Origin of the sequence: Sphingobium sp. B11D3A (assembly GCF_025961695.1) — a bacterium.
Taxonomy (GTDB): domain Bacteria; phylum Pseudomonadota; class Alphaproteobacteria; order Sphingomonadales; family Sphingomonadaceae; genus Sphingobium.
In genome coordinates this window covers 338,912-360,161 of record NZ_JAOQOE010000001.1, presented here as the reverse complement: position 1 = coordinate 360,161, position 21,250 = coordinate 338,912, and the positions used below count along the sequence as shown (strand labels likewise).

The window sequence follows — 21,250 nt, the reverse complement described above, 5'->3', positions numbered from 1 at the left end:
GGCGCGGAAGTCGAGCCGCTGGCGCTGCGCCTCACTGTTCCTTGCGGGCGCAGGCGATGCACAGCGATGCCTCGGGCCGGGCCGCCAGACGCGCCGGCGCGATGGGCTCGCCGCACAGCACGCAGGCACCGTAAACGCCCGCCTCGATCCGCGCGAGCGCACGATTGACCGAGCCGATCTCCCGCGCCACCAGCGCGGACTGCTGCTCCAGTGCGCGATCATCCTGCACTTCGCTTGCCTGTTCAGCTGAATCGGCATTCAGCGGTTCGTCCAGATCGACCGCAAGCCGCTTCTGCCGGGCTTTCAGATCATCGCGCATGGCCAGAAGCCGTGCTTTTGCGTCCATCATGTCCATGGCCACCCCCTCTCCGTCCGACTGCTTGATGCCAGTCTAGGCGGTGATGCGCGCCAATCCATGCGCCAGATCAAACCGGTCGCGCGGGCGCTCAGCCCTTGAAGCGGCGCTCCGTCGAAGCAGGGTTTCGCTTGAGCGCGTCGCCAGTCCGGCTCGGCCGGTCCAGCAGCTCGCCCCCGCAATTGGGGCAGCGATCGTCCAGATCCTCGGCGCATTCGGCGCAAAAGGTGCATTCGAACGAGCAGATGAAGGCACCACCCGCATCGGCGGGGAGATCGGCGCCGCAGCGCTCGCAATCCGGGCGCATCTCAAGCATGGGCGGCCGCCGCGCTTGCCACGGCATCGCAGATGCGGTCCACCACGCGGACGACCTGATCGCCATCGTCCCCTTCGGCCATCACGCGGATCACCGGCTCGGTGCCGGACGGCCGAATGACGAGGCGCCCCACCCCTTCAAGCTCCGCTTCCGCCTGGGCGATCACGGCCTGGACGCTCTGCGCCTCAAGCGGCTTACCGCCGGCGAAACGGACATTCTTGAGCAATTGCGGGACCGGCTCGAACTGGCGCAGCAGGGCGCTGGCCGGCTTGCCGCTCTGCACCAGCGCGGCGAGCACCTGGAGCGCGGCAATGGTGCCGTCGCCCGTCGTCGCATAATCGGAGAGGATCATGTGGCCGGACTGCTCGCCTCCGACGTTGCAGCCGCGCGCCTTCATTTCTTCCAGCACATAACGGTCGCCAACCTTGGTGCGGATGAGGGGAATGCCCTCGCTGGCAAGCTTTCGCTCCAGCCCCAGGTTGGACATGACTGTGGCGACGACCCCCTCGCCCTTGAGCATGCCCTGCCGCGCCCAGCTCGTGCCGATCAGCGCCATGATCTGGTCGCCATCCACGATGGTGCCGGTCTCATCCACCACGATCAGGCGGTCAGCATCGCCATCGAGCGCAATGCCGATGTCGGCGCCGGATGCCACGACCGTCTCCTGCAGCAGCAGCGGCGCGGTCGAGCCGCAGCCATCGTTGATGTTGGTGCCGTTGGGAGTCACACCGATCTGGACCAGCTCGGCGCCCAGCTCCCAGAAGGTATAGGGGGCGGTGTTGTACGCGGCGCCATTGGCACAATCGAGCGCCACCTTGAGCCCATCGAGCCGCAGATGCTGCGGGAAGGTCGATTTGACGAAGTGAATGTAGCGCCCGCGCCCATCCTCGACCCGCCGCGCGCGCCCGATCCCTTCGGACGGGGCCAGCGGTATCTCGCCGCCCTCGATCAGCGCCTCGATCTTCAGCTCGTCGGCGTCGGAGAGCTTGTAGCCATCCGGCCCGAACAGCTTGATGCCATTGTCATAATAAGGATTGTGGCTGGCGGAGATCATCACGCCGAGATCGGCGCGCATCGATGCGGCCAGCATCGCCACGGCGGGGGTGGGGATCGGGCCGAATTGCACCACGTCCATGCCGACACTGGTAAAGCCCGCGACCAGCGCATTCTCGATCATATAGCCGGAAAGGCGCGTATCTTTGCCGATCACCACGCGGTGGCGATGGCTGCCGCGCATGAAGTGGCGGCCGGCGGCCATGCCCACTCGCATGGCCATTTCGGCCGTCATCGTGGACTGGTTGGTGCGGCCCCGGATGCCATCCGTGCCGAAGAAGCGTCTGGTCATCGCCGGTGCTTAGCGGATCGGGGGCCGGCAGCGCCAGCCCCCTTGAAGGCTCACCGCACAGGCGCCGTCTGGTCCCGCAGGCCTTCCTCCGGGCGATCATCGACCGGGGCATCCTCTTCCTTCAGCGTATCGAGATGCATCAGACGCTTGACCAGCGGGGAGACCGCCAGCACCGCGACGGCGATGCCGATCGTCCACCAGCCAATGGTGTTGTAAACAGAGAGCGTTGCTTCCTTGGTCATCTCGCCATCATGACCGCCGGTCGCCTCGCCGATCTTGCCTGCAACAAAATTGCCGACCGCCGACATGTAGAACCAGGCGCCCATGATGAGGCTGGCGAGATGCTTCGGTGCCAGCCGGTTCATCGCGGAAAGCCCGACAGGTGAGAGGCACAGCTCACCAGTGGTCTGGAACAGATACACCAGGAACACGAACAGCACCGGCGTCAGCGCCGCCATGCCGGCCGACTGGGCGCCCCATACGAAGATGAGGAAGGAAAAGCCGACCTGCGCCAGCGCCAGACCGAATTTGGCCGGTGCGGACGGTTCCCAGCCCCGCTTGCCCAGCCACAGCCAAAGCCAGGCGAAGACCGGCCCGAGCAGCACGATGTAGATGGGGTTGAGCGACTGGAAGAAGGTGGTCTGGAAACCGCCACGGTCGACATAGCGGTCCGTATACAGATTGAGGCTGCCGCCCGCCTGCTCGAACAGGCCCCAGAACACCGGGTTGAGCGCGACGAGGAAAACGATCGCAAAGATGCGGTCGCGCGCATCCGGTTGCAGCTTCATCGCGGCGTAGAGCACATAGCCGAGCAGGGCGACGCCGGCGACGATGAGCAGCGTCTCGATGATATCCTGATACTGGACGAGGAACCAGATCACGCCGATGGAAGCGACGCCGATCGCGTAGAGCAGCCATTCGGTGCGCAGGGTGAGCGGCTTGGGCGGCTCCCCCTTGCCCATGAGGAACGGCTTGCCGATGACGAACACCGCCGCGCCCAGCAACATGCCAACGCCCGCCGCGCCGAAGCCGTATTTCCAGCCGTAGGTCTCGCCGAGCCAGCCGGCCATGATGGTACCGATGGCCGCGCCCACATTCACGCCCACATAGAAGATCGTGTAGGCGCCGTCGCGGCGGGGATCGGTAAGCCCGTAAAGCTGGCCGACGATCACCGAGATATTGGCCTTGAGGAAGCCCGAGCCGACAACGATGCAGCTTAGCGCCAGCCAGAAGATGTTGATCGTGGGATCATCCTGTCCGCCCGAGCCTTCAAATGCCATCAGGCAGTGGCCAGCGGTGAGGATCAGCGCGCCGAACAGCACGGCCTTGCGCTGGCCGAGATAGCGGTCGGCGAGATAGCCGCCCAGCACCGGTGTGACGTAGACGAGGCTGGTATAGGCCCCGTAGACGAGGTTCGCCTGTCCATCGCTGAACAGCCAGTGCTTGGTGAGGTAGAAAATCAGCAGGGCGCGCATGCCATAATAGGAAAAGCGCTCCCACATCTCGGCAAAGAACAGGATGTAGAGGCCCTTGGGATGGCCGATAAACTCCTGCTTCTTGCTCACAAGCCCAACCGCGCCGCCGGCAAGAAGCACGACGAGCGCGATGAGGGCGATGGCTGGAATGGTCGCCATAAAGTCTCCTGGTCCGGGCAACGGCGAGACGCCGGCCGCGACAATATGCCCACGAGACTTAGAGAGTCTGACATTTGAGAAAAGCGCTTTTTTCCGCCGGCCTCGACCAACCAGCCCGCCGATCCGTGATAAGGGCTGCCCGAGCGCCGTTGCCGTAGCGAAACCGGGCACAGTAGATGCAACATTGTGATCAATTGGCAAACGCGCTTGGCGGATCGACCGGATTTGTCTAGCGATGCGGCATGTTCAACGACCGCTCTTCCCTCCCCGCCTATCTCGCATCCCGCCGATCCGGCAAAGCGCGCGATCTCGCGGCGCCCGGCCCCTCGCTCGATGAGCAACGCGAGATGGTGCGGATCGCGACGCGGACCCCCGATCATGGCAAGCTCGCTCCCTGGCGGTTCCTGATCGTGCCCGACGACAAGCGCGCGGCGCTGGCCGCGCTGCTCGAGCGTGCCTATCTCGCCGAGAAGCCCGAGGCTGGCCGGCTGGAAATCGAGGCAATGCATCAGTTCGCGCATCAGGCGCCGGCGCTGATCGTTGTCCTGTCCTCGCCCAAGCCTTCCAAGATTCCCGTGTGGGAACAGGAGCTCTCAGTCGGTGCGGCAACCATGAACCTGCTGCATGCCGCCCATGCCATGGGTTTTGCGGGAGGTTGGCTGACCGGCTGGCCGTCCTACAACGAGGCCGTGCGCGATGCGTTCGGCACCAGCCAGGAGCGGATCGCCGGCTTCGTGTTCATCGGCACGCCCTCGCGGGATCTGGACGAGCGCCCCCGGCCGGAGCTGGACGACGTGTTGTCGATCTGGTCGGGCGGCTGACCGCACGCTTCCTGGCCGGCGCCTTGACCGATCCACTGTATTATGTCACTGATGCAGCATGATCGATGAGAGCCGGCCTGTCTATCTGCGCCTGCGCGACGAAATCGCCGCTGCCATTCTGGATGGACGCTTTGCCGATGGCGATGTCTTGCCATCGGTGCGGGCCTTTGCGGCCCAGCAAGGCGCGAATCCCCTGACCGTCGCCAAAGCCTATCAGAGCTTTCAGGATGAAGGGCTGGTGCAGGTCCGCCGTGGCGTTGGCATGTTTGTCGCGCCGGGCGCATCGCGTCGCCTGCGGGCGATGGAGCGCGAACGCTTCTTCAGTGCGGTCTGGCCGGGCGTCTCCGAGCAGATGCATCGCATTGGAATCACGCTGGAAGAGCTTGTCGAGCGAGATCGCATGACCACCGACTGATCACGGCCCATCGCTCCAGCCCATCGATCTATCGCGTCTGATCTCTCGTTCATCTGCCGTTGCGGTTGGCCTCGCCAGACTTGTCGCATCAGGTTGAACGGAGACAAAACATGATCAAGACCGCCCTTGCTACCCTCGCCGCCGTCGGCGTGATGATGAGCGCAGCCCCTGCGGAAGCCCACAAGAGCAAGCATCGGCACGGGCACGGCGCCAGCCGCATGTATGACGACCGCGGCTATTATCGCGAGCCCCGCCCGATCACCCGCGACACGCGCACATGGCGCGGCGACGATGGCCGCTATTATTGCAAGCGCGCGAACGGCACGACGGGCCTGATCATCGGCGCGGCCGGTGGCGCATTGCTCGGCCGGACCATCGATACGCGGGGCGACCGCACGCTCGGCACCGTCCTCGGTGCCGCTGGTGGCGCCTTGCTCGGTCGGGAAATCGAGCGCAGCGGCGCGCGCTGCCGCTGATCGCCGCTTGAGTTTGGACGTGCCGGAGTGGCCATGAGGTCGCTCCGGCACGGACCGCTCAACCCTGAAGATTATAGCTTTTCATGAGATCGTAGAGCGTCGGCCGGCTCACCCCCAGCATCCGTGCCGCGCCTGAGATATTGCCCTCGGACCGGGCGATGGCCCGCCGGATCGCCGCCTGATCGGCCGCCTCCCGGACCGCGCGCAAATTGACCACCGGGCCGTCCTCGCCGGCTGTTCCATCCAGATCAAGATCGCCTGCGGTGACCATCTTGCCCTCGGCCAGGATGACCGCGCGTTTGACGCGGTTTTCCAGCTCCCGCACATTGCCCGGCCAATGCCAGGCATCGATGGCAGCAATGGCATCGCTGGACAGGCCGCGCACCTGCGCATTCAGTTCCGGCGCGAAGCGGCCGACGAAGTGGCGCGCAAGCAGCACGGCATCGCCGGTTCGCTCCGCCAGAGCTGGGATGCGCACGATGATCTCTGCCAGGCGGTAATAGAGATCCTCGCGGAAGCGGCTTTGGGCGATCATCTCCTCCAGATTCTGGTGGGTCGCGCAGACGATCCGGCAATCCACGGCGATCTGCTGGCGCCCGCCGATCCGCTCGATGGTCCGCTCCTGCAAGAAGCGCAGCAGCTTCACCTGCAGGGCGAGCGGAATATCCCCGACCTCATCGAGGAACAGCGTGCCGCCCTGCGCCTGCTCGATCTTGCCGGGCGTCGTCTTCACCGCACCTGTAAAGGCGCCCTTCTCGTGCCCGAACAGCTCGCTCTCCAGCAGCGTCTCGGGGATCGCCGCGCAGTTGATCGCCACGAACGGTCCGGCTGCGCGGTCGCTCTTTTCGTGCAGGCCGCGGGCGAGCAGCTCCTTGCCAGTGCCGCTGGCGCCAAGCAGCATCACGGACACGCTGGCGCTCGCCACGCGCTCAATCATGCGCGCGACCTTGAGCATTTCCGGCGATGCCGTGATCATATGCCCGAGCACCCGCGCATCGGCGGGCACTGCCTCGGCAAGGCGCCGGTTCTCCTGCTCAAGCGTGTGGACGTGGAAGGCGCGGGCGACGATGTGGCCCAGGGAATCGATGTCGAGCGGCTTCTGGTAGAAATCCCACGCCCCCTGCCCGATCGCACGCCGGGCACTGGCGCGGTCGCCCTGACCGGACGCTACGATCACCTTTGTCGCCGGGGCTTCGGCGAGGATCTGCGCCAGCGCGGCCATGCCTTCGGTGATTCCATCCGGGTCGGGCGGTAGCCCAAGATCGAGCGTGACCACCGCCGGCGCTTCTGCGCGCAGGATGTCCATCGCCTCCTCCCGGTCCCCCGCGATCAGAATGTGATAACCGTCATAGGACCAGCGCAACTGGCGCTGCAGACCTGGATCATCTTCGACGATCAGCAATTTCGGGCGACTATCCCCCATCACATCGCACTCCGCATCGGCATGTCTGTTGCGTTCTCACTTGGGCTGGTAACTGGCAGCCGGATCGTGAACTGGCTGCCTTCTCCCTGGACACTCTGGACGAGCAGGCGGCCGCCCATCGCCTCGACCAGCGCGCGCGTCTCATGCGCGCCAAGGCCAAATCCATTGGCTTTGGTGGAGCTGAAGGGGCGGAACAGACGGTCGCGCATGAAGGCGGCGCTCATCCCCTTGCCCCGATCGATAACGTGAAGATCGAGCCAGGCATCGCCCTGTTCCACGACGATCCGCACCAAGGCGCCATCCGGGCTGGCTTCGATGGCATTGCGCACCAGATGGGTGAGCGCGCGCTGCAGATTATCGGCGTCGACGATCACCTGCTGTTCGAGCGCGCCCTCCACGACGACATTGCGCGTGCCGCCGGCCCAGGCGCGGGCGAGATCGCCGAGCCATGGCCCCAGCAGCAGTTCCTCGCGCTCGGAGGGGCGTGCCTGCCCGCCACGCCCAAGGCGCTGGATGAGGTCGTTCATCCGCGATGAAGTTTCTTCCAGCGTCAGGATCATATCCTCCCGGAACGCCGGATTGTCTGCGTGGCGGCGGGCGTTGCCGGCCAGTAGCGTCATCTGGCTGACCAGATTCTTGAGATCGTGCAGGATGAAGGCGAAGCGGCGGTTGAACTCTTCGAACCGCTGCGCTTCAGCCAAAGCCTCGCGATGGCGCTCCTCCGCGACGCGAGCGGCAGCTTCGCCGCAAACGACGCGCAGAACGTCAAAATCCTCCCAGTCGAGCGCGCGAGAGCGTGGCGGTGCCGCGAGCAGCATCACGCCGATGATCTCATCGCGGCAGATGAGCGGCGCAAGTGCCCAAGCGACACGGCTCTCCAGCATCGAGGCCGGGAGGAGGTCGCCCAGATCATGTCCCTCGCGTGCGAGGTCGAGGATCTTTCCGGCCGGAACCATCCGGTCGGTGACGGCGAGTGGCAGGGCCAGCGGCGGGGCGCTAGCCTCTGACCACGCATAGGCGCAGACGCGGACCAGACGCTCATCCTGCCTCAGATACAGCGCACCGGCCGGCGCATCGACCGCCTGGGTAATCGCCCGCGCGATCCGGCAATCGAGGCTGGTGCCATCCGTGTCTCCGCCATCCATCGTGGCGGAGAAGCGGAGCCAGAGGCTACGATAGTCATATCGATGCGCGAACACATGCTTGGAGATTTCGCCCCGCAGCCAGGAGCGCATGGATGCAGACGGCAGAAAGGCCAGGACCGCGACGGCAAGGGTGAACAGGAGCGCGAACTGGACGATGCGCGCCATGGGAGCGCTCATGCCGCTCAGCAAGCCGACCAGCAGCAGGATGACGCAGATATAGAACAGCGCGAGGCCTGCAGAGACGAGCCGGGTCTTCAGTGTGCGCGAGAGCGCGAAGGCGCGCGTGCCGTCGCTGCGCAGGCCCAATGCGAGCATGATCGCCAGTACCGCCATCACGAACCCGCGCATCGGCGCAAGCGGGGTCATGCTCCCTTCCGCGAACCAGACCAGCAGATAATGATTGAAATCATAGGCCCACATGCAGGCCAGCGCGGCGGCCAGCCAGCCCTCACGACGGGCCGATTCCGGGTCACCGCGCCCCGTGTTCCAGCGGAAGAGCAGCAGCAGCGCGCCCAGAGCGAAGGCAGCGCGCAACATCCAGGTCATCTCGAAATAGACGAGGATGCGGCGATCGACCCGAATGCCCTCGCCCATCTGCAGATCGAAAATCAGCTGAACCGCGAGCACAAGCGCCAGAGCCAGCACCACGACCTTGGGGCCGGCCCGCCCGCCCGGTCGCCAGACCCGCGAAAGGCTGGCCAGTGCTGCCAGCCAGGCCGCATTGCGCATGGTCTCGGTGACGCCATCGCTCAATTGGCCGAGCGGGCTGAAGCCGACAAAGGCGTGCCGCAGCGACCACAGCGCCGTCAGCGCCAGCGCCACGATGACGAACTGCGGCGCGGCGATGCGGTGGGGCTGTCGCGAAATCAGGATTGCGAGCGTGGCGAACAGGATCGCCGCGAGCGCGTGACCCAGATGGCCGGCAATCAGCCAGACAGCCATGCGCATCTCCCCCGGCTAAGCGACCGCGCGGCCGTGAAGATCACACCGCCCACGCCGCAGCGCCGCCATCCCGCTTTACAGGTCATTGTAAGATGATCCGACACCCGTCCGGCTTATGGTCAAATAGCAAAAATATGCTGAACGCCGCAGACTGCCGGTGCGCGATGCCTTTTTTTACCGGATGCTAAGGCTGTCTGCTTATCATGCCCGCGTCCGCGAAGACCGGACGAGCCGGAGCCGTTCATGCCCAACCGCATCTATCTGCTGATCGCCCTCGCCTTCATCATCGGTGGCCCTGTGCTTGTCATGGGCATCAGCAATGTCCTGCCCTCGGACCCGGCGGCAGAGATGGCGGCGAACGGCGGGCAGGCCCCGGAACCGTCTGTGGAGCAGGCGCAGTTCGAACCGGTCGCGGAGGCACCGCCCCCGCCGGTGGTAGAACAGGCGCCCGGATCGACCGATCCCCTCTTCGATGCCAATCCGACGCTGGACGCGGAGTCCTCTCGCGTCTCGCTTCCCGAGCCGGTCGCCGAGGATGCCCCCGCACCGGCGCCCCCGGCCCACGCGGAAAACTTCTCGCCGCAGTCCGGTTTTGGCGGCGACGATGGCAAACCGCATTATTGAGGCGCGCGTGATCTTGACGGACGAGGCGGGAGGCCGGCCGCTCAGCGCGGCGTTGTCAAAATGTCAATCAGGGCGCTCACACCGGCGTCAATCCCGATGCTCATCTGCCCCGCTCGGAAGCGCGGCAATATCCGTTCGGCGATGATCTTTTTGCAAAGTGAGTTGGGCAACGCTTGTTCCAACCCATAGCCAACCGCGATCCGCACCTGCCGCTCGTGAGGCGCGACAAGAAGAACCACGCCGTCATTATAATCCTTGCGGCCGATCCCCCAGGCGTTGGCAAGGTCACGGGTGAAATCTGAAACATCCCGCCCGCCCAGAGATTTGACGGTCACCACAACCATCTGATGACGGGTGGTCTCCTCAAACCGCGCCAGACGCTTGGAAAGTGCCGCTTCTTGCTTGTCTGGAATGATGTTGGCGAAGTCATTGACGCGGCCGATAGGTGCGACTTCCGCCTGCGTTTGAGCGGCGTGACACGGCGCATCGGTCGTGGACTGGTCATCTGGCGGCGCGTTAGAGCAAGCCGCAGTGAACATGATCAGCAGGGGGAGGAGGAGCTTCCTGGCCAGCATTTCGATGTCTGACCTAAAGGTCCGCATTTTGCTGTTTCGGACCAACATATATCGAACCGAAAAACATACGTCCCGCCCCCAGCAAAGTCAGCCTACGATTTCCCAAAAATATCCAGCGCCGCCACCGTCAGCGCCTTTGCGGCCGTGCCGATCACCGCATGGGGATCGGGTGCCCAGAGCGGGCTGTGGAGCGACGGCAGGCTGATCTCGCTGCGCTGCGCAGCGGCCACCTTGTCAGGGTCCACCCCGCCGACCCAGAAGATCATGCTCTCGATGCTGTTATCGGCGCGGTGATATTGGCCGAAATCTTCGCCGCCCATCACCGAGGGCACCTGTCGGACCCGATCGGCGCCGAAATGGGCGCGCAGCACGCCCGCGACATGATCGCTGAACTGCGGCGTGTTGTAGGTGGCGGGCGTGTAATCCTGCTCCACCGCCATGATCGGCATCCGGTCCTCCGGCACACCGGCCGCCATCGCCTCGCCCCGCGCGATCCGCTCGATGCCGCCCAGCAGGCGCCCGCGCGTCTCATCGGAATAGCTGCGCACGGTGATCAGCAGCTTTGCCTCATCCGGTATGACATTGTGCTTGGCGCCGGCGACGAAGCTGCCGACCGTGACCACGGCCGCCTCCTGCGGATCGCACTCGCGGCTGACCAGCGTCTGCAGGCTGGTGACGATGCGCGCGGCGATCACGATCGGGTCGATGGTCTTGTGCGGATAGGCACCGTGACCGCCCTGACCGCGCACTGTGAGGTCCACACTGTCCACATTCGCCAGTATCCAGCCCGGCGTGTAGCCGATGGTGCCGGCCGCAAGCTCCGCGCTGTCATGGAAGGCAAGGACATGGCTTGGCTTAGGGAAGCGCGTGAACAGCCCATCGTCCAGCATGGCCTTGGCGCCCAGACCGATCTCCTCGGCCGGCTGCAGGATCATCACCAGCGTCCCCGACCATCGCGCCCGCAGCCCAATCAGCGCCTGCGCCGCGCCGGTCCAGGCCGTCATGTGCGTATCGTGGCCGCAGGCGTGCATCACCGGGCTCTCGATGCCGTCGCGCGTCGTCGCCCGGACCCTTGAGGCGTAGGGCAGACCGGTCTTTTCCTCGAGCGGAAGCGCATCCATGTCGGCGCGGATCATCACCACCGGGCCGGGGCCGTTCTCCAGCACAGCCACGACGCCCGTCTGCCCGACCTGCTCGGTAACGGCAAAGCCAAGCGCCCGCATCCGCGCCGCCAGCGTCGCCGCGGTGCGTACTTCCTGAAAGCTCAGTTCCGGGTTGGCGTGCAGGTCGCGGTAGATCTCCAGCAGTTCGGGCAGCGCCGCATCGATGGTCGCGTCTATATGGGAGGCCGCAATGGCTTCGTTCGACGCTTCGTTGAAAGACATGGACGTTCCTTTTGCCCTTGATGGTCACGATCATAGGCGCTTTTGCGCGCCTTGGAAGGGCGGTGAGACCGCAGCGCTTCCAACCCGCCTGCTCTCTGCCTATGAGGCAGGCATGAAGCTGGACCGCCCCCCAAAAGCCGTGGTGTTCGATATGGACGGCGTGCTGTTCGACACCGAGACGCTCTATCGCGCGGCGATGTTTGCCGCCGGCGATGAGGGCGGCCATGCGATCACCGAAGCGCTGTTCAATGCCACATTGGGATGCCCATGGCCGACGGCGCGCCAGCAATTGCTCGACCATTTCGGCGGCGATTTTCCGGCCGATGATTTTCGGCATCGCGTGCGGGCGCATTTCGATCTTTTCGTCGCGCAGGACTTGCCGCTCAAGCCCGGCGTGGAAGCGTTGCTCGATGTGCTCGATGCGGCGGGATTACCCCGCGCAATCGCGACATCCTCCGGCCATGAGCAGGTCCGGCATCATCTGGCACATCATGGATTGGCGGGTCGGTTCATGCATGTCGTGGCGTTTGGCGATTATCAGGCGGGAAAACCGGCGCCCGATCCCTATCTCCTCGCCGCAGAGCGGCTGCGCGTCTCGCCGGCGGATTGCCTTGCCCTTGAGGATTCGCTCAATGGCGTGCGCTCGGCAGCCGCGGCAGGCATGATGACGGTGATGGTGCCGGATCTGATGGCGCCCACATCAGAAATGCAGGGCCTATGCGCTCACATCGTCGAGGATCTGCATGCCGTGCGCGACATCGTGCTGGCGTCGCTTTCGGAGGGCCACCTGGTCGAACAACGCTAGTCCGCGCGCCCTGTGACTCGCTCGTCGGCCATGGCATCGGCCTCTTGAGCGGCGCTCTCGCCCGGTGCCGGTAACCGCCCAAGCGCCTCGACCGGTTCGATCGCGTCGATCTCCCGCGATCCGGTTTCGACGCTCAGATCCTTGAAGCGACGGCCGGTCACCAGCACGCGGTTCTCGAAGCTGGAGACGAACTTATTGTAGCTGGAGACCGAGCCATTGAGGCTGCGGCCGAGCGAAGAAAGATGCCCGGCGGCAACCGCCAGCCGCTCATACATCTCCTTGCCGAGCGCCGCGATCTGCTGGGTCTGTTCGGCCATTTTCTCCTGCCGCCAGACGCTCGCGACGGTCCGCGCGATGGCGACCAGATTGGTCGGCGTGGCGAGCAGCACACGCTTCTCGAAGGCCCATTCCCACAGGCCGTCATCCTGCTCCAGCGCGGCCGCGAGGAAGTGCTCGCCGGGGATGAACATGACGACATAGTCCGCCGCATCACCGAAGCGCGTCCAGTAATCCTTCGCGCCAAGCTGCTGCGCGTGGTTGCGGATCGCGCCGGCATGGGCCTTGAGATGCCCGGCCCGCACCACCTCGTCCACAGCGTCGACCGCTTCCAGATAGGCGTTGAGCGAGCATTTGGCGTCGATGATGAGTTGCCGCCCCCCGGGCAGACGCACGATCACGTCCGGGCGCAGCCGGCCATCGGCAGTATCCACGGAAACTTCCGAGCGGAAATCGGCGAACTGGCTGAGCCCCGCCATTTCCAGCACGTTGCGCAATTGCTGCTCGCCCCAGCGCCCGCGCGCCTTGGGGCTAGAACGCAGCGCGTTCACCAGCCGGGCCGTCTCCACCCGCGCCTCTGCACTGCCCAACCGCACCTGCTCGACGGCCTCGCGCAGCGCGGCGTAGCTATCCACCCGCTCCTTTTCGACCTTGCCTAGGCCTTCCTCATAGCGCTTCAGCGTCGTCTCGACCGGCTGCAGCAGCGCCTTGAGGCTCGCCTCGCTCTTCTCATGAGCCTGATGGAATCGCTGGTCGGCGCGCTCGATGAGCATGCGCTGCGCCTCGTTCAGCAACTTGCCGGCGGTTTCACTGAACTGAGCAGACAATTGCTCGCGCGCCTCACTCAGCGCGCGAATTTGGGCCTCGAAGCCCTCCATCCGCGCCTTCTGATCGGCCTGCACAGCCGCGAGCATCCGTTCGGCCTCGTCCCGCGCGCGATCGGTCTCGTCCAGTTTCGCGCGCAAGAGGTCCGTTTCTTCCGCCCGGCTCGCCGCCACCGCGAGGTCGCGCAGCGCGGCGTTGCGCATGTCCTCAAGGGTGGCGAGTCGGTCGGCAAGGGCCTTGCGCTCCGCCTCGACCGGTGCAGCCATGCGGGCGCGCATCAGCCAGCCGATAGCCAGGCCTACCCCCGCAGCCAGAAGCATGATCAAAAGAAACGTTTCCGTCACACCCACCCTCAAACAAGAACGAAATGAGAACATAGCTGTCTGCAAGCACTAAGGCAAGCTGAAAGGGTTCGGGTGTCAATGCTTGCCAAAAACCACTTCGTCTATTCGCTGCATGAACTTTAGGGACGTGTCTGAACTGACTTTGCGCGCGAACAATGCGCCGGAAGCGATCGCCGCCTGCACGTCGTTTTCGTCCAGATAGGCGGGCACGCTGCCGTTGCGAAATGACCAATCTGTAAAGCGTAGATCATTATTCACTGTCGACGTTCTAAAACTGCTGTTTAGAAAGTAAGTTTGAAAATATATTTCCTCAGCCAAATAGGTTCTCTTCGCCCCGTTCAAAAAAACCTGAGCCTTTCTATCTTCTACAATTTTGCGTGCTGCCGAATGCGGTAAGGACATCCAGACCGTCCCAACGAATATCTTCTCAAAAGGCATAATTTTATTGCGGCTTATTTTAAGCCTTTTTTGACCCCATGCGAACAGGCGATCCAGATATTTATGTAGTGATCCTGAAAATGGTGGGCCGCCCTGCAGAAAATAGAAAATATTGTAGTGCCGATATCTCTCTGCGACATGATCAGGTGAGATCTCCAGCGGCTCATATTTCATAAAAATGCGCCCGTCACATTTAGTCTGAAAATCCTCAACTGTCGCAATCGGATAGTCTTGCCCGCTTACAAGGTGGACATAGTCACAATCGTCATACTTCACCGCAATCTTAAGAAGATCCAAAATAGCATAGAGATGCGTAACTGATCCCCAGCGGACCCGATAGGTACGCTGACAATGACATCCAAGCGCAGTCAACCTCTCCAATTGATCATTACTGATCCGACTTCTCTTGTCGACGTGAATGATCACCCGGAAAAATGCGCGATCAAGGCGTCGCACCATCCGCTCTAGTGTGGGAAAGTCCTTATAGGCGGTAATGACGACGGCATGCATTCTTACTGATCCTTCAGCTGATTAATATGCTATCAACATAGCGCGATCTGGCGGCAACCACTGGGCGAAGAATCCTCTTAAAGAAATTGTTGCGCCGACGAGCTAAGTTTTCAGATATTGCAGAAGTATTACATTTGCGTTCTATCAATCCACACTCGTCGGCGGATGACGCTATTTTTTCTAAATTCGATTGGTGTCGAGCCTAAAGAAATGCAAAATCGAGGCCCAAGACCAGCAACCTCGCCAACTGAAGAGGATCTGGAGCGACAATCTGCAACTGCGAATCGGATATTGAGGGCAGCCCGATCTCAAGCTTTCGACCACCCTAAATGGGGACCTCGGACCTTTTGACACACGTAGAAAAGTTCACAGGAACAGTGGAACGAAATGAGAACCTGTTGCCCCTGCCCCACAAGCGCAAGCCCGTCACTCGATATGGCCCTGCTCGCGGAAGAAGCTGTTGAGGGCGCCGAGCATCGTCTGCCACCAGTCGACGACATCGGCGAAATTGCGCTGGGTCAGGCCGCCATAGGTCGTCACGTCATAGGTCAGGTCAAGCGAGCCATCCTCGTCCACCGCCATCTGGCTGAACCGGTTCTTGCGGTTCCACAAATTGGCGAGCTCTGGCGTGTTCTTGCCGTCGTCCACGAAGCTGGTGGAGAAGTGGAGTGAGGCGCAGTCCTTGCCATCCTCGCATTCGTAGAAATAGATGTTGAAGTTGTAGCCGCTTGCCGCGCTGGTGATCATCGGGTTGCCGGTGGACTCACTCTTGCTCAGGCTGGCCTTGTAACCCGCGTCCTGGATCGCCTTCACCACCGTCTCGGGCGCATTCGCGCAGACGAGCCCCTTGCCGCACGGTTCCTCATCGGCCGCATGAGCGGTCGCCGCCATCATCACAAGCGCACATGCTGCAGCCGAAATCCAAGCGGTCGTCTTCATCGTCGTCCCCATTTTCCCGTTACTGCCACGGCCTTATCGCGATGAAGCCGACATCGCCACACCGCAAAGCCTATTGCGGTTGCGTTCTCTATATGTTCTATTGACGCATGACTGCGATCAAGGGCCGCGGCGCCTCGGCCAACGAGGTATCGAGCCGTTTTCATTTGCCCGCGCGCGAGGTGGATGGCGACTGGCTGGATGCGCGACTGGCGGACGAGGAGGATCAGCCGCCCCCCCTGCGCACCACCGTGACGCTGGAGCAGGCGCGCACGATCATCACCCGCAACAATTCCCCTGACATTGGCTTTGAGCAATCGGTGAATGCCTATCGGGGCTGCGAGCATGGGTGCATTTATTGCTTTGCGCGGCCGAGCCATGCCCGGTTCGATCTCTCGCCGGGGCTGGACTTCGAGAGCCGGTTGTTCGCCAAGCCGGACGCGGCCAGGCTGCTGCGGCAGGAACTCGCCAGGCGCGCATATGTGGTGAAGACCATTGCGATGGGGACGAACACCGACCCCTATCAGCCCATCGAGGGGCGGTATCGCATCACGCGGGCCTGCATCGAGGTGCTGGCGGACTGCCGCCATCCGCTGATGATCACTACCAAATCCAACCGGGTGCTGCGGGATCTCGATCTGCTGGGGCCGATGGCAGCGCAGGGGCTGGTCGCGGTGGCGATTTCGCTCACCACGCTGGATGCCGGGCTGCACCGCAAGCTGGAGCCGCGCGCGCCCTCGCCGGCCAGTCGGCTCGCGGCGATCCGCGGGCTCTCCCAGGCGGGAGTGCCGACCCATGCCAGCCTGTCACCGATGATCCCGGCCATCAACGATCATGAGATCGAGGCGCTTGTCGCGGCGGCCGCAGAGGCGGGCGCGCAATCGGTCTCGTTCATTCCGGTGCGACTGCCCTCCGAGGTCGCGCCGTTATTCCGGGACTGGCTCGAGGCACATTATCCGGACCGGGCCGCCAAGGTGATGAGCCTCATTCAGTCGATGCGGGGCGGGCGCGACAATGATCCCAATTTCGGCACGCGCATGCGTGGGTCCGGGGCTTATGCGGAGTTGATCGGCACGCGCTTCCGCGTCGCTCAGGCACGCCATGGCCTTGGCAAGGGCCGCCTTGCGCTGCGGCACGATCTGTTCGTGCCGCCGTCCGATCAGGGCGATCTGTTCAGCATGCTGCGATGAACAGACCGCCCTTCGGCTATGTCAGATCAGTTGAAGGACACGCGCATCGTCGCCTTGCGACCCCGCAACGTGTAGCCAACCGCGCCGAAGCCGATGACCAGCATGGCCCAGACAGCAGGCTCGGGCACCGGCGGAGCGTTGGTTCCGTTTACGGCAATATTGTCGATGTTCGCCGAAGCGCCACCGACAACGAAGCCGAAGACGACCCGGTCAACCAGATTGCTGGCGCCGGCGATCGTGGAGAAATCCCCGGAGAAGGTCGAGAGCAGGCTGAATACCGGCATCTGACCCGAAAAGCCGGTCACGCTGTAGAGCAGGTTGCTGTCCACGGTCGCCAGATCGAAGCTGTCCAGCGTGAAGCTCGCGCCGCCCGCCGTCAGATCGAACAGGCTGAGCGCCGTCCCGCCGCCAAAGCCGACGCTGGGCGCGCTATTGCCCGAGCCGGTATCGACCACGGAAGACCCCAGCACATTGGCGAAGGTAAACCCGTCCTGCGTATAGCTGGTGAATGGATCACCCGATCCGGAGAGACCATCGAAGCTGATGATTGCGGCCTGTGATGGTGCCGCCAAGGCGGCTCCGGCCATCAGCGCCGCTGTGACAAGCGGCAGTTTGTACATAGTTTTCATCGGTAACTCCCAAGTCCTAAGAGTCACCCCCGGCGCCACCCGATGGAACGGGATGGCACCCCCGCCGCTGCGATGGTTAACATTTCGCAAACGCACAATAGCGCTGCGTTCAATTGTGCTCACGAGGCGAGGAAAGCCGCCTCGGCTCGCGCTCCGGCGCGGTGCAGTGCAACACATCGCGCGTCAGGCACGGTTTAGCGGGAGGCGACCAGCGCCAGCTGTGGCCCGTGCTGAGCGAGCACCACCTTGGTCACACCGCGCACCGTTTCGACCCGCTCGCCAAGCTCTGCATCGAGCTGGAAATCCTCGCCGAGGATGACCCGCGCCCGCCCGCCATCGGGCAGCGCCGCGTCCAGCTCCACCGTCGATCGTGCCCCGCGCCGTTCGCCAAGCATCTGCCGGAGCGAAGGAATAGCGCCGGGCTCCTCGACGGAAATGACCATCCGCATTCGCGCCGTGCCCGCGAGGCGCGCGAAAGACTGAACGTTGCGCACGGTGACGCGCGGGGTCTCCTCACCGGGCTGGCGATCCAGCTCCACGGTCAGCAGGGCGCACTCGTTGCTCTCGTGCAGGGTTGCGAGCAGCTTGCAGCTTTCCTCATCGAAGCAACTGGCCTGGAACTGCCCGCTCGAATCCGAGAAGGTCGCCGAAGCATAGCGGGCGCCGCGCTTGGTCTCGCGCCAGCGTATATCCTCGATCAGCCCCGCCATCATCGCGCCGGTTCGGTCGCCGCCGCCAATGCCATCCGACTGGCCGCACAGCTCCGCATAGCTGCGCACGCCCTTGCCGCGCGCGAGGATGCGATAGCGGTCCACGGGGTGCGCCGAGAAATAGAAGCCGAAAGCCTCCTTCTCCTGCGCCATGCGCTCGACGGCGGCCCATTTCACATCCGGCAGCGGCACATCCGCATGGGAAACATCCTCCCCACCGAACAAGCCGCCCTGCCCGCTCTCGCGCTGCTCGGCGGCTTTGGCGGCAACTGCGAGCAGCGCCTCGGCCGCGGCATGGACCACTGCCCGGTCCAGCCCCAGGCTGTCGAAGGCGCCGGCCGCTGCGAGACTCTCAAGCTGCCGGCGATTGAGCAGGCGCGGCTCGATCCGCCCGGCCAGATCATCGAGATCGCGAAACGCGCCGCCTCGGACCCGCTCCTCGACCAGCGTTTCCATCGCCTTCTCGCCCACGCCCTTGAGGCCGCCCAGCGCATAGCGCACCGCATGGCGGCTGGCGTCCTCCGGGTCCGGTTCCACCGAGAAATCGGCCTCGCTGACGTTGATGTCCGGCGGCAGGCAAGTCAGCCCCATGCGGCGCATATCATCCACGAACACGGTCAGCTTGTCCGTCTGGTGGATATCGAAGGCCATGGAGGCGGCGTAGAATTCGGCCGGATAATGCGCCTTGAGCCACGCGGTCTGATAGGCGAGCAACGCGTAGGCGGCCGCGTGGCTCTTGTTGAAGCCATAGCCGGCGAACTTGTCGATCAAGTCGAACAGCTCGTTGGCCTTCTTCTTGTCGATCTGGTTGTGCGCCTTGCAGCCTTCGACGAACGTCGCGCGTTGCGCGTCCATCTCCGCCTTCACCTTCTTGCCCATGGCGCGGCGCAGCAGGTCGGCGCCGCCGAGCGAGTAACCGGCAAGGATCTGCGCGGCCTGCATCACCTGCTCCTGATAGACGAAAATGCCGTAGGTCTCGTTCAGAATCGGCTCGAGCAAATCGTGCGGATATTCAATCGCCTCCTCGCCATTCTTGCGGCGGCCGAAGAGCGGGATATTGTCCATCGGGCCGGGCCGGTAGAGCGAGACGAGCGCGATGATGTCGCCGAAATTGGTCGGCTTCACGGCGGCGAGCGTCTTGCGCATGCCCTCGGATTCCAGCTGGAACACGCCGACCGTGTCGCCCCGCTTGAGCAGATCGTAGACCTTCGCGTCGTCCCAGCTCAGCCCTTCCAGATCGACGCTAACACCGCGCTTGGCGAGCAGCTTGACCGCGCGTTGCAGCACCGAGAGGGTCTTGAGGCCCAGAAAGTCGAACTTCACCAGCCCGGCGCTCTCGACATATTTCATGTCGAATTGGGTCACCGGCATGTCGGACTTGGGATCACGGTAGAGCGGGATCAGCTCCGACAACGGACGGTCGCCGATCACCACGCCGGCGGCGTGGGTGGAGCTGTTGCGCGGCAGGCCTTCCAGCATCATCGCCTGATCGACCAGCCGCTTGATCTGCCCGTCCGCCTTATATTCGGCGACGAACTCGGCGGAGCCGTTCATCGTTCGCTCTAGCGTCCATGGGTCGGTGGGGTGATTGGGAACCAGCTTGGCCAGCCGATCGACCTGATTATAGCCCATCTGCAGCACGCGGCCGGTATCCTTGAGCGCTGCGCGCGCCTTCAATGTACCGAAGGTGATGATCTGCGCGACCTGATCATGGCCATATTTGCCCTGCACATAGCGAATGACTTCACCACGCCGGGTTTCGCAGAAGTCGATGTCGAAGTCCGGCATCGAGACGCGCTCGGGATTGAGGAAGCGCTCGAACAGCAAGCCCAGGGCCAGCGGATCGAGATCGGTGATCGTCAGCGCCCAGGCGACGACCGAGCCAGCGCCCGAACCACGCCCCGGCCCCACCGGAATATCCTGCGCCTTGGCCCATTTGATGAAGTCGGCCACGATCAGGAAGTAGCCGGGAAAGCCCATCTGGATGATGATATCCAGCTCGAAATCGAGCCGGGTGAAATAATCCGGATAGCTCTCCCGCAGCGCGGCTTCATCAAGCTCGGCCGCGGCTTCGCCATGCGTGTGCTGGTGGATCTTGCGCAGGCGCCCGACGAGACCCGCCGTCGCATCGACGCGCAACTGCGCCTCCTCACCGTCGCGGTCGCCGGCAAGGCTGGGCAGGATTGGCTTGCGCTTGGGCGCCATCACCGCACAGCGCTGCGCCACGACGAGGGTGTTGGCGATGGCCTCCGGCAGATCAGCGAACAATTGCTGCATCGCATCGGCAGGCTTCATCCAGCTTTGCGGCGAGCTTTTCGGGCGGTCGTCGCTCTCCACATAGCTGCTGTTGGCAATGCAGAGCAGCACGTCATGGGCCGGATGGAAGCCGGCATCGCCATAACAGGCGGGATTGGTGGCCACGAGCGGCAGATTGCGCGCGTATGCGAGGTCGATCAGCGCGTCTTCCGCCGCCGCCATGATCGCATCGTCGGTGCGGGACAGCTCGATATAGAGGCGATCACCGAAGAGGGCGGAAAGCCGGCCCAAATAGCGACCGGCTTCCTCCGGCAGGCCTTCCGCCAGCAACCGGGCGAGTGCGCCTTCGCCGCTGGCCGTCAGGCAGATGAGCCCATCGGCATGGCGCTCCAGCGCCTCGAAGGAGACATGCGCCTCTTCCATTTCCGGCCGCTCGACATGGGCGCGGCTCGCCAGCGCACAGAGATTACCATAGCCCACGTCATCCTGCGCCAGCAGGACCAGCCAGTCGATCTGCACCGGCGCATTGTCCGGCCGGCCCGGGCGCGCCACCGCGAGCGTGGTGCCGATGATCGGCTGCACGCCGGCCTTCGCCGCCGCATCCGAGAAGGCCATGGCCGCATAGAGGCCGTTCCGATCGGTCAGCGCCGCGGCAGGAAAGCCCATCTCCTTGGCCCGCGCGGCAAGCTGCTTGGGCGCAATCGCGCCTTCCAGCAGGGTGTAGGCCGACAGGTTACGGAGCGGAACATAGGGCTGGTGCGGCATGACCGCTGTTATGGGGCTTTGGCGTCCATCTGGAAAGGGCCGCGCGCAAGTTACCCACAGGCTTTGCACCACTGGCGCCGCCATCGGGTGCCCATCCCAGAAATCGCTAT

At 63.9% G+C, this 21,250-nt stretch carries 19 protein-coding genes; 6 read left to right on the top strand and 13 right to left on the bottom strand.

Annotated features, from left to right (window positions below; all coding sequences use genetic code 11):
- Positions 1-31: 31 nt before the first annotated feature.
- The 4 genes from M2332_RS01720 to M2332_RS01705 all read right to left on the bottom strand — a co-directional run bounded on the left by M2332_RS01720 (position 32) and on the right by M2332_RS01705 (position 3,650).
- Positions 32-355, bottom strand: a complete 324-nt coding sequence (locus M2332_RS01720) for a TraR/DksA family transcriptional regulator (RefSeq protein ID WP_264572713.1) — start codon at positions 353-355, stop codon at positions 32-34.
- A 91-nt stretch (positions 356-446) separates the two neighbouring features.
- A complete protein-coding gene (locus tag M2332_RS01715) occupies positions 447-671 on the bottom strand; it encodes a DUF1272 domain-containing protein (RefSeq protein WP_181559537.1) in 225 nt (74 codons plus the stop codon).
- Positions 664-2,016 carry a phosphoglucosamine mutase gene (gene glmM, locus M2332_RS01710; RefSeq protein ID WP_181559536.1) on the bottom strand — a complete coding sequence of 451 codons (1,353 nt, stop codon included), beginning with the start codon at positions 2,014-2,016 and terminating at the stop codon, positions 664-666. The genes M2332_RS01715 and glmM overlap by 8 nt, the downstream gene beginning before the upstream one ends.
- Positions 2,017-2,066: 50 nt before the next feature.
- On the bottom strand, positions 2,067-3,650 hold the full coding sequence (locus M2332_RS01705; RefSeq protein WP_264572712.1) for a peptide MFS transporter: 1,584 nt from the start codon (positions 3,648-3,650) through the stop codon (positions 2,067-2,069).
- Between the two features lie 242 nt (positions 3,651-3,892).
- Here M2332_RS01705 and M2332_RS01700 point away from each other — a divergent pair, with 242 nt between their 5' ends.
- The 3 genes from M2332_RS01700 (at position 3,893) to M2332_RS01690 (ending at position 5,362) form a co-directional block, all read left to right on the top strand.
- A complete protein-coding gene (locus M2332_RS01700) occupies positions 3,893-4,471 on the top strand; it encodes a nitroreductase (protein WP_264572711.1) in 579 nt (192 codons plus the stop codon).
- Between the two features lie 58 nt (positions 4,472-4,529).
- Positions 4,530-4,886 (top strand): GntR family transcriptional regulator, encoded by a 357-nt coding sequence (locus M2332_RS01695; RefSeq protein ID WP_264572710.1) that lies wholly within the window; start codon positions 4,530-4,532, stop codon positions 4,884-4,886.
- Positions 4,887-4,996: 110 nt separating this feature from the next.
- Positions 4,997-5,362: a glycine zipper 2TM domain-containing protein gene (locus tag M2332_RS01690; RefSeq protein WP_181559532.1), complete on the top strand. Its 366-nt coding sequence runs from the start codon at positions 4,997-4,999 to the stop codon at positions 5,360-5,362.
- A gap of 58 nt (positions 5,363-5,420) precedes the next feature.
- On the opposite strand, the gene prsR is transcribed toward M2332_RS01690, so the two are convergent.
- Positions 5,421-6,785: a PEP-CTERM-box response regulator transcription factor gene (gene prsR, locus M2332_RS01685; RefSeq protein ID WP_264572709.1), complete on the bottom strand. Its 1,365-nt coding sequence runs from the start codon at positions 6,783-6,785 to the stop codon at positions 5,421-5,423.
- Positions 6,785-8,872, bottom strand: coding sequence for an XrtA/PEP-CTERM system histidine kinase PrsK (gene prsK / locus M2332_RS01680; protein WP_264572708.1), 2,088 nt, complete (start codon positions 8,870-8,872; stop codon positions 6,785-6,787). The genes prsR and prsK overlap by 1 nt, the downstream gene beginning before the upstream one ends.
- 243 nt (positions 8,873-9,115) lie before the next feature.
- Here prsK and M2332_RS01675 point away from each other — a divergent pair, with 243 nt between their 5' ends.
- Positions 9,116-9,496, top strand: coding sequence for a hypothetical protein (locus M2332_RS01675; RefSeq protein ID WP_264572707.1), 381 nt, complete (start codon positions 9,116-9,118; stop codon positions 9,494-9,496).
- Between the two features lie 41 nt (positions 9,497-9,537).
- Here M2332_RS01675 and M2332_RS01670 read toward each other — a convergent pair whose 3' ends face one another.
- Positions 9,538-10,071, bottom strand: a complete 534-nt coding sequence (locus tag M2332_RS01670; protein WP_264572706.1) for a TPM domain-containing protein — start codon at positions 10,069-10,071, stop codon at positions 9,538-9,540.
- A 92-nt stretch (positions 10,072-10,163) separates the two neighbouring features.
- Positions 10,164-11,456 (bottom strand): amidohydrolase, encoded by a 1,293-nt coding sequence (locus M2332_RS01665; RefSeq protein ID WP_264572705.1) that lies wholly within the window; start codon positions 11,454-11,456, stop codon positions 10,164-10,166.
- Between the two features lie 112 nt (positions 11,457-11,568).
- Between M2332_RS01665 and M2332_RS01660 the strand changes: the two genes are divergently transcribed.
- The gene (locus M2332_RS01660) at positions 11,569-12,261 is read left to right on the top strand and encodes an HAD family hydrolase (RefSeq protein WP_264572704.1); all 693 of its coding nucleotides are present in this window, start codon (positions 11,569-11,571) and stop codon (positions 12,259-12,261) included.
- Here M2332_RS01660 and rmuC read toward each other — a convergent pair.
- The 3 genes from rmuC to M2332_RS01645 all read right to left on the bottom strand — a co-directional run bounded on the left by rmuC (position 12,258) and on the right by M2332_RS01645 (position 15,593).
- Positions 12,258-13,682: a DNA recombination protein RmuC gene (rmuC, locus tag M2332_RS01655; RefSeq protein WP_264572703.1), complete on the bottom strand. Its 1,425-nt coding sequence runs from the start codon at positions 13,680-13,682 to the stop codon at positions 12,258-12,260. The genes M2332_RS01660 and rmuC overlap by 4 nt on opposite strands.
- Positions 13,683-13,781: 99 nt before the next feature.
- A complete protein-coding gene (locus tag M2332_RS01650) occupies positions 13,782-14,654 on the bottom strand; it encodes a beta-1,6-N-acetylglucosaminyltransferase (protein ID WP_264572702.1) in 873 nt (290 codons plus the stop codon).
- A 426-nt stretch (positions 14,655-15,080) separates the two neighbouring features.
- Positions 15,081-15,593, bottom strand: coding sequence for a YbjN domain-containing protein (locus M2332_RS01645; RefSeq protein WP_264572701.1), 513 nt, complete (start codon positions 15,591-15,593; stop codon positions 15,081-15,083).
- 107 nt (positions 15,594-15,700) lie between these two features.
- Here M2332_RS01645 and M2332_RS01640 point away from each other — a divergent pair, with 107 nt between their 5' ends.
- Complete coding sequence (locus M2332_RS01640) at positions 15,701-16,780, top strand: PA0069 family radical SAM protein (protein ID WP_264572700.1); 1,080 nt, start codon at positions 15,701-15,703, stop codon at positions 16,778-16,780.
- Between the two features lie 26 nt (positions 16,781-16,806).
- Here M2332_RS01640 and M2332_RS01635 read toward each other — a convergent pair whose 3' ends face one another.
- Both M2332_RS01635 and dnaE read right to left on the bottom strand, forming a co-directional pair.
- Positions 16,807-17,409 (bottom strand): PEPxxWA-CTERM sorting domain-containing protein, encoded by a 603-nt coding sequence (locus M2332_RS01635; RefSeq protein WP_264572699.1) that lies wholly within the window; start codon positions 17,407-17,409, stop codon positions 16,807-16,809.
- Positions 17,410-17,603: 194 nt separating this feature from the next.
- Entirely contained in the window at positions 17,604-21,140 is a 3,537-nt protein-coding gene (dnaE, locus tag M2332_RS01630) for a DNA polymerase III subunit alpha (RefSeq protein ID WP_264572698.1), read from the bottom strand.
- Positions 21,141-21,250: the final 110 nt, after the last annotated feature.